Source organism: Pradoshia sp. TA40_28 (assembly GCF_059694525.1).
In genome coordinates this window covers 64,101-77,030 of record NZ_JCATZO010000007.1, presented here as the reverse complement: position 1 = coordinate 77,030, position 12,930 = coordinate 64,101, and the positions used below count along the sequence as shown (strand labels likewise).

The window sequence follows — 12,930 nt, the reverse complement described above, 5'->3', positions numbered from 1 at the left end:
AACAACTTTGTGCCGAGAGCATATCATGATAGCAGGAATGGGCCATTGCTTGTTTGAAAGGATGATGCATTTTGTGTGGTATTACTGGCTGGGTTGAATTTAATCGATCTATTGATCAAGAGAAAGAGATTCTCATTAAAATGACAAATACACTATCAAAACGTGGACCGGATGACACGAATATTTGGGATAGCCAACATGTCGGTTTAGGACATAAGAGGCTCATTGTGGTCGATCCGCTTTGTGGAAAGCAACCTATGGTCCGTGAAAAAAATGGAAATCGGTTTGTATTATGCTACAATGGTGAACTTTACAATACAGAAGATATTCGAAAAGAACTATTATTAAAAGGATATTCATTCACTGGCCATTCGGACACTGAAGTTCTGTTAACTGCCTATATGGAATGGCAAGAAAAATGCGTGGATTTTTTTAATGGGATATTCGCCTTTGCGATTTGGGATGAAGCCAAACAACAATTATTTGTGGCAAGAGATCGAATAGGGGTAAAACCTTTTTTTTATTCCCTGCAAAACGGTCAATTCCTGTTTGGATCTGAAATAAAAGCAATACTGGCTCACCCAGGAATTAAGCCGATTCTGACAAGAGAAGGACTGGCGGAAATACTTGGACTTGGTCCATCTCGATCACCGGGATCAGGAGTATTTAAAAATATTAAGGAACTCCGTCCAGGCCATACATTAACCTTTAATAAGGATGGAATAGAGATTAATCGTTATTGGAATGTGAAGAGTGAAGCACATCGCGATAATCTGGATGAAACAGCAGAAAAGGTCCGTTTTCTAGTGGGTGATGCTGTGAAGAGACAGTTGGTTTCAGATGTACCATTATGTACGTTCCTATCGGGGGGGCTTGATTCAAGTGCGATAACAGCCATTGCGTCCAAACAATATCAAGAAGAAGGAAAACCTGCTCTCAATACGTACTCGATTGATTATGAAGATAATGCGGCCCATTTTCAAGCGAACGAATTTCAACCAAATGCAGATGGACATTGGATTGAATTAATGAACCAGGAATTTGGAACGAAACATCATTATTGTGTAATCAGTCAGGAAGAATTGATTACTAATCTGAGTGAGGCCATGATGGTAAAGGATTTACCAGGAATGGCTGACATTGATTCTTCCTTGCTCTGGTTTTGCAGAAAAATTAAAAAAGATTATGTCGTAGGTCTTTCTGGAGAATGTGCGGATGAGATATTTGGAGGCTATCCGTGGTTTCATAATCCTGAACAGTTAGCAAACGATACTTTTCCATGGATGCGCTCTATACATGAACGACATCAATTACTTAGGAAAGATTGGCAAGATAAACTCTCCATTGAAGAGTATGTAAAGGATAAATATCAAAAAAGCATACTTGAGACGCCTTTACTATCAGGGGAATCTGATTTAGAAACGAAAAGAAGGCAGTTATTTTATATAAATATGACCTGGTTTATGACCAATTTATTGGATCGGAAAGACAGGATGAGTATGGGAGCCAGTTTGGAAGTACGGGTTCCATTTGCTGACCATCGCTTGGTGGAGTATGCCTGGAATATACCATGGGATATGAAAATGGCAGATAACCGTGAAAAAGGCATTTTACGAAGAGCTTTGAAGGGAATTCTTCCAGAAGAGGTCCTGTATAGAAAGAAAAGTCCATATCCGAAAACACATAATCCCCTTTATACAAAGCTGGTGAAGAAGTGGCTAGAAGAACTGCTGGAGGATACAGATTCTCCCTTATACGAATTCTTTGACAGGGATCAGCTGAAAGCACTTGTAGAATCAGGAGGATCTTCATTTAAGACGCCATGGTATGGTCAATTAATGTCCGGTCCGCAATTACTAGCCTATTTGATACAGGTGCATCTATGGTTTAAACACTATAATATCGTTTTGGAAGATTCTTGAGTAAGACTGTGGGCTGCCGAGCTAATTGGCAGCCTTTTTGATATGTATTTGTTGGATTAATAATGGATAATTCACCTGTGAAATGAGTTTATTTATAGTACGTGGAAAATATCCTAATTGCTTGTTTTTAGTTTCAGGAAAATCAATGAGTTTCTAAGGTAACTCTTTGATTTTGTGTCCGTTTACTTAAAAGAGGAAGTTGCTTAATGTATGTCGAATATAGTAATCAGAATTACGGAATGGGGGGTTATATAGTGGGAGAGAGAGAATTTTGGCGTTTAATTGAAAAGTCCAAAGCATATGATGAACAAACGGAATGGTTAACAGAGGTGCTGGTTCAAAAAGGACTAGAAGAGGTCATTGAGTTTGAATTTTTATTTCAAAAATTAATGAATGCCAGTTATCAATCTCGTTTATGGGGAGCGGCATATGTTCTAATGGGTGGCTGTTCAGACGATACTTTTGATTATTTTCGTGGGTGGTTGATTGGACAGGGAGAAGATATCTTTAACAAGGCCATGCAAAATCCTGAGTTTTTAGCAGAATACATAGATGAAGATAATCTCGATGACGAAGGATACCCGCAAAATGAAGAAATGCTAACGGTTGGATTAGATGCCTATACCCTGATCAAGACAGGTGATACTGAATGGGATGAGAAAATAGATGATGAGCTCTTAGAAGCTCTTGAAGAAAAGGGGTTACAGCCTGTACCTAACATAGAATTTGATTGGGAAGAGGATGATTTGGAAGTTCTATTTCCTATTCTTTGGGAAAGATTTGGCGAAGAACCACTAGGATAAGATAATGTAGCATTATAAAAAATAGCCGGAAACCATTGATGACTGCAGTCAACACGGTTCCCGGCTCGTATTTATTACTTGAAAATTTGGCTAATTACTTCATCTAGTGACATCGTACTATCGACTTCAAAAACGCCAGGTTTTAACTTGTTAGATAAATTCCTGCTTTCAATTGTTTTTGTAAAACTGGAAGCATTGTCAATAATTTTCCCTTTAACCAACGCGTTAGCCACATCAATACTTGTCATACCAGATGCAACATTTATAACCGTCTTGTAGATAACCTTTTGTTCCTCCTGTTGGTCAGGGGATTCCGGTGCGGCTTGTTCCGCTGCATCTTTCAGATCAGCTGTATATTCATCGTCTGTTTTTATGATATATCCTAAAGAAGATAACTTATCTTTCATCTCATCTTCTGTTATTTCTTTAGTAACCGTATTTTTCGGAGATTTTGTAGTTTTAGTAACTGTTCCTTCCTCAGAGGAAGAAAAGTATACAGCCCCGCATACACCTGCTGCTACAATTATTCCGGCAGCAAAACTGCTTAAAACTTTAGGCGTCATTGGTTACTTTCCTCCTTCTTTGGTTTGGACTTTCATATGAAGCAAGCAGTTCTACCACTTCATCCTCTGTCAGTTTAGTAATAGAGGCAATACTTTTAGTGGAATAGCCGCGTTTATATAAATCTAACATTTTTATCATGGCTTGGCGTTCCTCAGAGTGATATCCCATGATTCCAGCTTCCTTAGCTGTAACTTCTTCATGTAGTTCTAGTTTGTTGATTTGTTCCTGTAGCTTATTTGTTTCATCCAGCATAACTGCATAATAGGTATCCAGCTGCTTTGTTTCCTCTTTCGCCTGCTTCTTCATTTTAAGAAATGAAATAAGGAGCAAAATGACTGCTATACTAAATAAAATGATTAGCGCTATTTTCATTGGTTTTAAATCCTCCTAAAAAAAATCTTCTTCCTATTATACATAGAAAATCAAAGAAATTACGACTGAAATCGCCAAAATGAAAAGAATCTGTAATCTATTTCTTATTGAGATGAACTCTATAAGTATATATCCATTGTTGTATTTTTTGGTATGTAAAAAAGTTCCACATAGAGTATTCTATCAAAAAAATATGGTTACGGTAAAAGTAGAGAGATAACGGATGTTTAGAGTAGAAGATTTAGTTGGGTTTTAAAAGTACCTTGTTTTAGAAATGAAACCTATGCAGATTGGAAGGAGGGAGTGGAAGTGATTGGTGAAACAATAGCAGAACTTGTAGAATCTATTATTGGAAGGAGATAAACGGTTAGCCATCTTTAAGATATAGGTTAGAGGAAAGAGAAGCGGAACGACTAGGTTTATTGAGCGTTCAAAGAAAAGTGAGTGGTACGAAGGGATAATGGAAAAGGCCATCTTAGAATAGAGATGGCCTTCCCGGTTATTTAGATAGTAATAGAATCGCATACCCGTTTTCTGAAAGAGTAAGCTGGTTCTTATTATCCCATTGGCTTTTGGAATCCATGTAAAGAGGTGCAGCTTTCTCCCATTCATCAAGTGAGATAGATTTTGAGTCTTTGCCGAGATTAATGCAAACATAGGCTATAGAATCAGCACTTTCTCTTTTATACATGACTACTTCAGGATCATGAGCGACAAAAAGGATGTCGCCATCATTGGCAAGAACTTTATACTCTTTACGTAAGTTGATTAAGGTTTGTACGTGCTTATGCAGCTCAAGGTTTTGATTTTCTTCATCCCAAGGCATACATTTACGGCATCCTGGATCTTGTTCGCCATCAAGTCCAATCTCATCTCCATAATAAATGCACGGCGTGCCGGTAAAGGTTAGTAATATCGTGAAAATTTGTTTAATCTCATCCAGATTGTTTTTACATTCTGTTAAAATCCTTGGTGTGTCATGGCTTCCAATCAAATTGAAGGCAGTCTTATTTACGGTATGAGGATACATATGGTAGACCTTCGTCATTTTTTCAGCGAATTGTGCAGGTGTAATGTCCTTCTTGGCGAACATTTCCAAAATAGCTGTTAAAAATGGATAGTTCATCACGGCATCAAATTGGTCTCCACGTAACCAAGGCATGGAATCATGCCAAATTTCGCCGAGTATGTAGGCATCTTCATTTTCGGATCTAACGGCTTTGCGAAAATCACGCCAGAAATCAAAGTCTACTTCATTGGCCACATCAAGTCTCCAGCCATCAATATTGCATTCACGAATCCAATACTTGGCTACATTTAGCAAATACTCTCTTACTTCTGGGTTTTTTGTATTTAATTTAGGCATCGTTTCTACAAAACCAAAAGCATCATAGTTGAGATTTTTTTCATCCAGTGGAAGGCTGTGTGCATGGAACCATTCCTTATACTTGGAATCTTCCCCTTTTACCAGGACATCCTGAAATGGCTTGAAATGATAGCCGCTATGATTAAAGACAGCATCAAGCATGACTTTTATCCCTCGTTTGTGACTTTCCTCAACAAGTTGTTTTAATGTTTCCTTCGTACCAAATTGTGGGTCTAGCTCCATATAATCAATCGTGTCATATTTATGATTGGAATAAGCATGGAATATTGGTGTGAAATAAATACCTGTTATACCAAGATCCTTTAGATAATCCAAATGATCAATGACACCGGCTAAGTCACCGCCAAAGAAATTGGTTGTTGTTGGTTCTGTGCTTCCCCATGGAAGAGTACCTTCAGGGTCCAATTTGTGATCGCCATTTGCAAAGCGTTCAGGAAATATTTGATACCAAACCGTATCTTTAACCCATTCAGGAGCTCCGAATACTTCTGTATGGTGGAGGTATGGTAGGGCAAATAGAAGACCGACATCAGGAAGTTGCTCATAAAATCCCTTTTCGGAAAAATAAGCGGTTTCGCCATTCGTGTCAGTTAAGTGAAAAGCATAACGAGCTCTGCGGTACGGTAGTTCAATAGTATGTCTCCAATAATCATATAGTTCATCGCTGCCCGTATATTTCATATCCTCAGCCTTATAAACCCATTCACTATCTTTAAATTCATATGGATCTCCATGTATTAATTCCATTTTTTTAATATCATTTTTTTTACTCATAATCATAATCGTGATGGTATTTAATGAAGAACTGTACATAAATTGATCGCGGGCAAAGTGAATAACAGATGCTCTATCCATATAATCTTTCTCCTCTCCATATAGTGAAAATGCAAACGTTTGCGCTATCCTTTGTTTTAACTATATCAGGTCAAAACAAGATATCAATCTCTAAAATTTCAGATTATAACATTGTATTTCTACCCAAAATAGGGACCAAACTAACATAATAAACGGATCCTAAATTTATTATTTTAGAAGGATATGGTGTAAATAAAGAGAAATTCCATTTTCTTTTACGACGTCTATGCTTTTTCACAATATCACTGAAAAAAGGTAGACCTATTCTATTTGTATATAATTTTGAACTTGGCAGCCAATTGACCAGTATACGCTGGCAGGTAGTTTGTATGAACGATTGGCGGGAGATTTGGTGCTGAATTTACCAGGTAGGCAATAGGTTTTGGCTAATTTGTCTACCAATCTCGACTCTTTTTCCTATTCTTCAAAAATACTTTGTTTCTGGATTGACGTCTGGCTGTACAAAGGGATAAGGTTATTTATGGGAGAAATAAGGGGGACAGCTTATGTTGAAAAAGGTAATGGTTATTTTGCTAATGCCATTAATCCTGCTTTCCGCAATTCCTGTATCTGCGGATGAAAAAGCAGAAAGAGAGTGGCGGGATGAGTCCATCTACTTTATCATGGTGGACAGGTTTTATAATGGGGATACGAAAAATGATTTTAGTGTAGACACAGATAATTTAAATACATACCAGGGCGGAGATTTTGCCGGTATTCTACAAAAATTGGATTATTTACAGGAAATGGGTTTTACCACAATCGCATTGAATCCAATTGTTGAGAACACAGAATCGGGCTACCATGGGAATTGGGCTCTGGATTATAAGAAGATTAATGAGAATTATGGAACATTAAAGGAATTTAAACAGCTGGTAACAGAAATCCATAAACGTGATATGAAAATTATCATAGATTTTAATGCCAATCATGTCGGACCGGATCATCCTTGGCTTAGGGATCCAGTAAAGAAAGAATGGTTCCACGATAAGAATAAACTGGCGTCAGGTAGCCAACAGGAAGACATGCAGACTGGTTGGATAGATGGATTGCCTGATTTGGCACAGGAAAATCCTGAGGTTGCTGACTACTTGATAGATTCTGCCAAGTGGTGGGTATCAGAAACCAATATTGATGGTTATCGATTAAATGATATTCAGTACGTGTCTGTTGAATTTTGGAAAACCTTCAGTAAGGAAATGAAATCAGTAAAGAATGATTTCTTCCTGCATGGTAATGGAACGATTGAAAATGAATCTGATTTGGTTGCTATTGCGGAATCAGGTATTTCCGGATTAATAGATGATCAACAAATGAACGCATTGAGAAATGTATTTGCTAAACCGGATCAGCAGATGGATTCATTATTCTCTATCTGGAATGAACGAATGAAATCGTTGAGTCAGTCTCATCAGTTGGGTATCATGGTTGATAATGAAATGATACCGAGATTCACAAAATCACTTGAAGATAATAATCAATTTCCGGGCACAAGATGGGAATTGCTAATGACCTATATGTACACAACACCTGGCATTCCAATGGTGTATTACGGCTCTGAAATAGCCTTGAATGGCAACGAGGTACCCGATAATCGCCGGATGATGGATTTTAGAACAGATAAGGACCTAATTGAGTATATCGGTAAGATATCTGACTTGCGTAAACAATATCCGGCACTGAGAAAAGGTACACTTGAGCTTCTGGATGAGCAAGATGGAATGGCCGTCTATAAAAGAGAATATAAAGACCAAATGATGATTGTGGCGATTAATAATAGCTCGAAAACGAAAACGATTCAGCTTAATCCAACTGCGCTTGCATCCAATGAAGAGTTACGTGGCAGGCTTAACGGAGATATGGTAAGAAAAAGCAATGATACTTACTCGATCACGTTAGATCGTGAAACATCAGAAGTCTATTTGGCAGCAGAAAAAAGCGGCGTGAATTTTATTTACTTGGCTGTTATTGTTTTCGTTATTATCGCATTTCTTGGATTTCTTTATCTGGCTTGGAAAAAAGGCAGACAACAACAATAATTAAATTGTAATGGAGGGATTTATATCTCTCCATTATTTAAATAAAATTATAGATGAGCAGAAGTGGGGATGAAAGCGTTTGAATAAGAAATGGTGGAAGGAAGCAATTTGTTATCAAATTTATCCAAAGAGTTTTAAAGATTCCAATAAAGATGGAATTGGCGATTTGCGGGGGGTCATCAGTAAACTGGATTATTTAACCGAGTTGGGCATAGATGTTATTTGGATTTGCCCTATTTATCAATCACCCAACGCGGATAATGGATATGATATCAGTGATTATCAAGCAATCATGGATGAGTTTGGTACCATGGACGATTTTGATGAATTACTTGAGGAAGTACATAAAAGAGGGATGAAGCTCATTATGGATCTCGTTATTAATCATACAAGTGATGAGCATCCTTGGTTTTTAGAATCTAAGACATCAGTGGATTCGCCGAAAAGAGATTGGTATATTTGGAGTGAAGGAAAACCGGGTATACCACCGAATAATTGGGAGAGCATTTTCTCCGGCAGTGCATGGGAATATGATGTGGAAAGTGGACAATACTATTTACATGTATTTGCAACGAAGCAGCCGGATTTAAATTGGGAAAACAAGGATATGAGGGAAGCTTTATATAATATGGTTAACTGGTGGCTGGATAAAGGGATTGATGGATTCCGTGTTGATGCCATTAGCCATATTAAAAAGAAAGCTGGTTTACCAGATGCACCAGTGTTAGAAGATAACGGAATAAAAGGGTTTAAGATGTACACGAATCAGGAAGGGATTCATGAATTCCTTCAAGAGCTAAAAGTAAATACATTCTCAAAATATGACATTATGACTGTTGGAGAAGCCAGTGGGGTAAGCGCAGAGGATGCAGACCCCTGGGTAGGAGAAAAAAATGGTGCTTTTAATATGGTGTTTCAATTTGAGCACCTGAAATTATGGGAAAAGGAAGCTAAAGTTGACCTCGATCTTGTAGAATTAAAAAGAATCCTATCAAAATGGCAAACCGGATTACATGGTAGGGGATGGAATGCGTTATTCCTTGAAAATCATGATAAGCCACGTATGGTATCAACGCTCGGAAATGATCAGAAGTATTGGAAAGAAAGTGCTAAAATGCTTGGAGCCATGTATTTCTTCATGCAGGGGACCCCTTTTATTTATCAGGGACAGGAAATTGGCATGACAAATGTAACGTTTTCTTCCATTGATGATTACGATGATATAGGGATGAAGAATTTTTTTCATTTGGAAACAGCAAAAGGGAGAGACCCTCTTGATATCATGAAAGTGATTTGGAAAAATGGACGTGATAATTCTAGAACACCAATGCAATGGGATGATTCGGTAAACAGTGGATTTACATGTGGAACTCCTTGGATGAAAGTGAATCCAAATTATAAGAAGATTAACGTTAAGCATCAGCGCCAGGATTCAAGTTCAATTCTCTCCTTTTATCAAAAAATGATTCGTTTGCGAAAAGAGTATGAGTGCTTTGTGTATGGGGAGTATAAGCTTTATTTGGAAGAAGATCCTAATGTATTCATGTACTCGAGATATACGGATGATCAACTAGCATTGGTTATCAATAATTTCAGTGAGGCTCATCAGGTTATTAAACTTCCAGTATTCGATGGGTTGACAGCGGAGCTTATCCTTAGTAATTATAATAATCATAATGATGATGCGGACGGACAGGGACAAATTCGTTTATCATCTTATGAATCAAGAGTCTATCTCTTCAAATAGACGCTCGAGTAGGAAATGAGGAACAATTGTATGGCGATAACGATAAAAGATGTAGCGAAATTGGCAAATGTGGCACCATCGACCGTTTCAAGAGTCATTGCCAACAATCCACGAATAAGTGAGAAGACAAAAAGAAGAGTCAGAGAAGCAATGGAGGAACTCGGATATCACCCAAATTTTATTGCAAGAAGTTTGGCAAACAAATCGAGTGAGGTATTAGGCATCGTTATGCCAAAATCCGGTGATGGGTCATTTCTTAATCCGTTTTTCTCCACAGTTATGAAAGGGTTGAGTCAGGCAGCCCATGAAGATTTGTATGGTTTGCAAATTACAACGGGTATATCAGATGATGGGATATTTGACGAAGTTGAGAAAATGATACATGGCGGCAGGGTGGACGGAGTAATTTTACTTTATTCCAAAATTGACGATAAAGTATTGAACTATCTTTATAAAATGGATTACCCTTTTGTTGTAATCGGAAAGCCTCCTATACATGATAGCAGTATAACGTATGTAGATAATGATAATTTTCAGGCTGGTAAAGATGTGGCCGAGTATTTACTGACGAACGGCCATAAGGATATTGCCTTTATAGGGGGAAGTGCTCATCTTGTCGTCACGATTGAACGGATGAGAGGGTATGAGGAAGCGTTGAAGGAAGCTGGCATATCTATTTTAAAGGAATACGCAATTCATGAAGATTTCATGCTCGAAGGCGGGAAAGAAGCAGTCAAGCAATTAATGAATCTCGAAAATCCGCCTTCAGCCTTGATTGTGGCAGATGATTTTATGGCACTTGGTGTCCTAAATATGCTGGATGAGATGGATATTCGGGTTCCGGAGGATATCTCAGTTGTAAGCTTTAATAATATATTGACCTCACAATTGTCCAAGCCTCCACTCTCATCTGTTGATATCGATATTGAAACATTGGGTTATCAGGCCGTAAAATTGTTGATATCGAAAATTAAGAACCCCATGGGACCAAGCATGCGCATGATTATTCCTCATCAATTAATTGTCCGATCTTCAGTAGCTAAAAAGGAACGATCTTTATAACTTGATTATAAGAAAACGGTGAAGAAACGAAATCTGGTTTCTTCACCGTTTGTTATATCTTGGTGTTTATCCGTTAACGACACTACCGCCATTCACATGTAAAGTTTGTCCGGATACATAGGAGGAGTCATCACTAGCCAGATAAACATAGGTTGGTGCCAATTCATCTGGTTGTCCTATACGTCCCAGTGGAGTATTTTGTCCCCAGCTTTCCTCAATTTGTTCTGCAGAGAAGGAAGCAGGAATTAGAGGGGTCCAGATAGGACCCGGTGCGACAGCATTTACATAAATGCCTTTAGGAGCGACACTATTAGAAAGAGCACGTGTAAAGGAAACAATCGCACCTTTTGTTGATGAGTAATCAATTAACAATGGATTACCCTGGTAGGCTGTAACACTGGCAGAGTTAATAATTTTACCGCCTTTTGGAAGGTGTTTCATTGCCGCTTTTGCCATGTAAAAATAACCAAATATATTTGTTCGGAATGTACGTTCTAATTGTTCTGCTGTAATGTCAGTAAACTCCTTCTGAACATGCTGTTCCCCGGCATTATTAACAAGAATATCGAGTCTGCCGAAAGTTTCCACTGTCTTTTCCACAGCGTTTATACAAACTTCCTCAGAACCGACATCGCCTGTAATTAGCAAACATTTGCGACCTTCAGCTTCCACAAGCTCTTTTGTTTTTTCAGCATCTTCCTGTTCTCTGTCGATATAAAGAATAGCGACATCGGCACCTTCTTTGGCATAGTAAACTGCAACAGATCGGCCGATTCCACTGTCACCGCCAGTGATAATGGCCACTTTATTTTTTAATTTCCCACTGCCTTTATAGGAAGATGAAACGGTAATTGGTTCAGGATCCATTTCATGCTGTAATCCTGGTTGTACCTCTTGTTCCTGTCCTGGTGCATTATTAAATCTTTCACTCATAACTAAAAACCTCCTATATTTTTCATCTATGAGTATACTTTTCCACAGTTTGGTGAAACAAAACATTTTTCCTAAAGCGAGTGAGGAAAGAGATTGTCTATTTAACAACTTGAGAGAATCATATGGATTTATGGGGAAGAGAGGCAAAGTAGGTTGCATCCAGCCTTTGAAAATAGAAAAGGGTAACCATTCTAAGTGAACGTTACCCTTCTCTTTGGAAATTATCTTAAATAGCGAATGGATTTATCCATTCACAACAGAGCCGCCATTTACATGAAGTACTTGTCCACTGACATAGCTGGAATCATCACTAGCCAAATAAACATAAGTTGGTGCTAGTTCGGATGGTTGTCCAGCGCGACCTAGTGGAACGTTTTTGCCAAATTCAGCTACTTTATCAGCCTCGAATGTAGCCGGGATTAATGGTGTCCAAATAGGTCCAGGCGCCACGGCATTGACACGGATTCCTTTGCTGGCAATATTATTGGAAAGAGCACGTGTAAAGGAAACAATCGCCCCTTTTGTTGATGAATAATCAATCAATTGTGGGTTACCTTGATAGGCTGTAACCGATGTAGTATTGATGATAGCACTTCCTTTAGTCAAATGAGGAAGAACAGCTTTCGTTAAATAAAATTGTGAGAAGATATTTGTTCTAAATGTTTTTTCCAATTGTTCATCACTAATATCAAGGAGGCTTTCTTGAGGATGCTGTTCAGCTGCGTTATTAACCAATATATCAATTTTGCCGAATTCGTTTTTCACTTTCTCAACGATTTCACGACAAAACGCACTGTCACCTACATCTCCTGCTAAAAGCATGCATTGTACACCTTCGTTTTCAATTAAATCTTTCGTTTTATTTGCGTCTTCATGTTCATTCAAATACACAATGGCAATATTGGCGCCTTCTTTAGCATAATAATGGGCAACAGAACGGCCAATTCCACTGTCTCCGCCTGTAATAAGGGCTACTTTCCCTTCTAGTTTACCACTGCCTTTATAATTTTCATCCACTTCTTTGGGCTGTGGGTTCATTTCGTTTGTGACACCCGGTTGAGTACTTTGTTCTTGTTCGGGAAAACCATCTTTACCGATTTTTATATCTTCATTCATTTCACAACATCCTTTCCAATTAATGTTTCCCTATTGTTATTCCTCATTTATGGAAAAAGAAACATGGGAAAGGGAAATAAACGAAAGATAAATAAATGAGAAAACTCACCCTAGGATATATATGCGATCC

The 12,930-nt window shown here is 38.1% G+C and carries 10 protein-coding genes; 5 read left to right on the top strand and 5 right to left on the bottom strand.

Features of this window, described 5'->3' with window-relative positions; all coding sequences use genetic code 11:
* Positions 1–71: 71 nt before the first annotated feature.
* Together asnB and AC58NB_RS10995 are read left to right on the top strand one after the other, a co-directional pair.
* Complete coding sequence (gene asnB, locus AC58NB_RS11000; RefSeq protein WP_497426875.1) at positions 72–1,922, top strand: asparagine synthase (glutamine-hydrolyzing); 1,851 nt, start codon at positions 72–74, stop codon at positions 1,920–1,922.
* A gap of 254 nt (positions 1,923–2,176) precedes the next feature.
* Positions 2,177–2,725 (top strand): DUF4240 domain-containing protein, encoded by a 549-nt coding sequence (locus AC58NB_RS10995; protein ID WP_497426874.1) that lies wholly within the window; start codon positions 2,177–2,179, stop codon positions 2,723–2,725.
* A gap of 74 nt (positions 2,726–2,799) precedes the next feature.
* On the opposite strand, the gene AC58NB_RS10990 is transcribed toward AC58NB_RS10995, so the two are convergent.
* The 3 genes from AC58NB_RS10990 to AC58NB_RS10980 all read right to left on the bottom strand — a co-directional run bounded on the left by AC58NB_RS10990 (position 2,800) and on the right by AC58NB_RS10980 (position 5,903).
* Positions 2,800–3,288 (bottom strand): aminodeoxychorismate lyase, encoded by a 489-nt coding sequence (locus AC58NB_RS10990; protein ID WP_497426873.1) that lies wholly within the window; start codon positions 3,286–3,288, stop codon positions 2,800–2,802.
* A complete protein-coding gene (locus AC58NB_RS10985; RefSeq protein ID WP_497426872.1) occupies positions 3,278–3,661 on the bottom strand; it encodes a hypothetical protein in 384 nt (127 codons plus the stop codon). The genes AC58NB_RS10990 and AC58NB_RS10985 overlap by 11 nt, the downstream gene beginning before the upstream one ends.
* A gap of 499 nt (positions 3,662–4,160) precedes the next feature.
* Positions 4,161–5,903, bottom strand: coding sequence for a glycoside hydrolase family 13 protein (locus AC58NB_RS10980; RefSeq protein WP_497426871.1), 1,743 nt, complete (start codon positions 5,901–5,903; stop codon positions 4,161–4,163).
* A 506-nt stretch (positions 5,904–6,409) separates the two neighbouring features.
* On the opposite strand from AC58NB_RS10980, the gene AC58NB_RS10975 reads away from it, so the two are divergent.
* From AC58NB_RS10975 to AC58NB_RS10965, 3 genes are all read left to right on the top strand, one after another.
* Positions 6,410–7,942 (top strand): alpha-amylase family glycosyl hydrolase, encoded by a 1,533-nt coding sequence (locus AC58NB_RS10975; RefSeq protein ID WP_497426870.1) that lies wholly within the window; start codon positions 6,410–6,412, stop codon positions 7,940–7,942.
* A 79-nt stretch (positions 7,943–8,021) separates the two neighbouring features.
* Positions 8,022–9,689, top strand: coding sequence for a glycoside hydrolase family 13 protein (locus tag AC58NB_RS10970; protein WP_497426869.1), 1,668 nt, complete (start codon positions 8,022–8,024; stop codon positions 9,687–9,689).
* A gap of 30 nt (positions 9,690–9,719) precedes the next feature.
* A complete protein-coding gene (locus AC58NB_RS10965) occupies positions 9,720–10,751 on the top strand; it encodes a LacI family DNA-binding transcriptional regulator (RefSeq protein WP_497426868.1) in 1,032 nt (343 codons plus the stop codon).
* A 66-nt stretch (positions 10,752–10,817) separates the two neighbouring features.
* Here the strand turns inward: AC58NB_RS10965 and AC58NB_RS10960 are convergent, their stop codons facing one another.
* Positions 10,818–11,684, bottom strand: a complete 867-nt coding sequence (locus AC58NB_RS10960) for an SDR family oxidoreductase (protein WP_497426867.1) — start codon at positions 11,682–11,684, stop codon at positions 10,818–10,820.
* A gap of 243 nt (positions 11,685–11,927) precedes the next feature.
* A complete protein-coding gene (locus AC58NB_RS10955; protein WP_497426866.1) occupies positions 11,928–12,800 on the bottom strand; it encodes an SDR family oxidoreductase in 873 nt (290 codons plus the stop codon).
* Between the last annotated feature and the right edge of the window lie 130 nt (positions 12,801–12,930).

Bases quoted from the DNA above. Each gene is read 5' to 3' on its own strand.
- AC58NB_RS10990 (WP_497426873.1), bottom strand. From the start codon at position 3,288: ATGACGCCTAAAGTTTTAAGCAGTTTTGCTGCCGGAATAATTGTAGCA.
- AC58NB_RS10985 (WP_497426872.1), bottom strand. From the start codon at position 3,661: ATGAAAATAGCGCTAATCATTTTATTTAGTATAGCAGTCATTTTGCTC.
- AC58NB_RS10980 (WP_497426871.1), bottom strand. From the start codon at position 5,903: ATGGATAGAGCATCTGTTATTCACTTTGCCCGCGATCAATTTATGTAC.
- AC58NB_RS10975 (WP_497426870.1), top strand. From the start codon at position 6,410: ATGTTGAAAAAGGTAATGGTTATTTTGCTAATGCCATTAATCCTGCTT.
- AC58NB_RS10965 (WP_497426868.1), top strand. From the start codon at position 9,720: ATGGCGATAACGATAAAAGATGTAGCGAAATTGGCAAATGTGGCACCA.
- AC58NB_RS10960 (WP_497426867.1), bottom strand. From the start codon at position 11,684: ATGAGTGAAAGATTTAATAATGCACCAGGACAGGAACAAGAGGTACAA.
- AC58NB_RS10955 (WP_497426866.1), bottom strand. From the start codon at position 12,800: ATGAATGAAGATATAAAAATCGGTAAAGATGGTTTTCCCGAACAAGAA.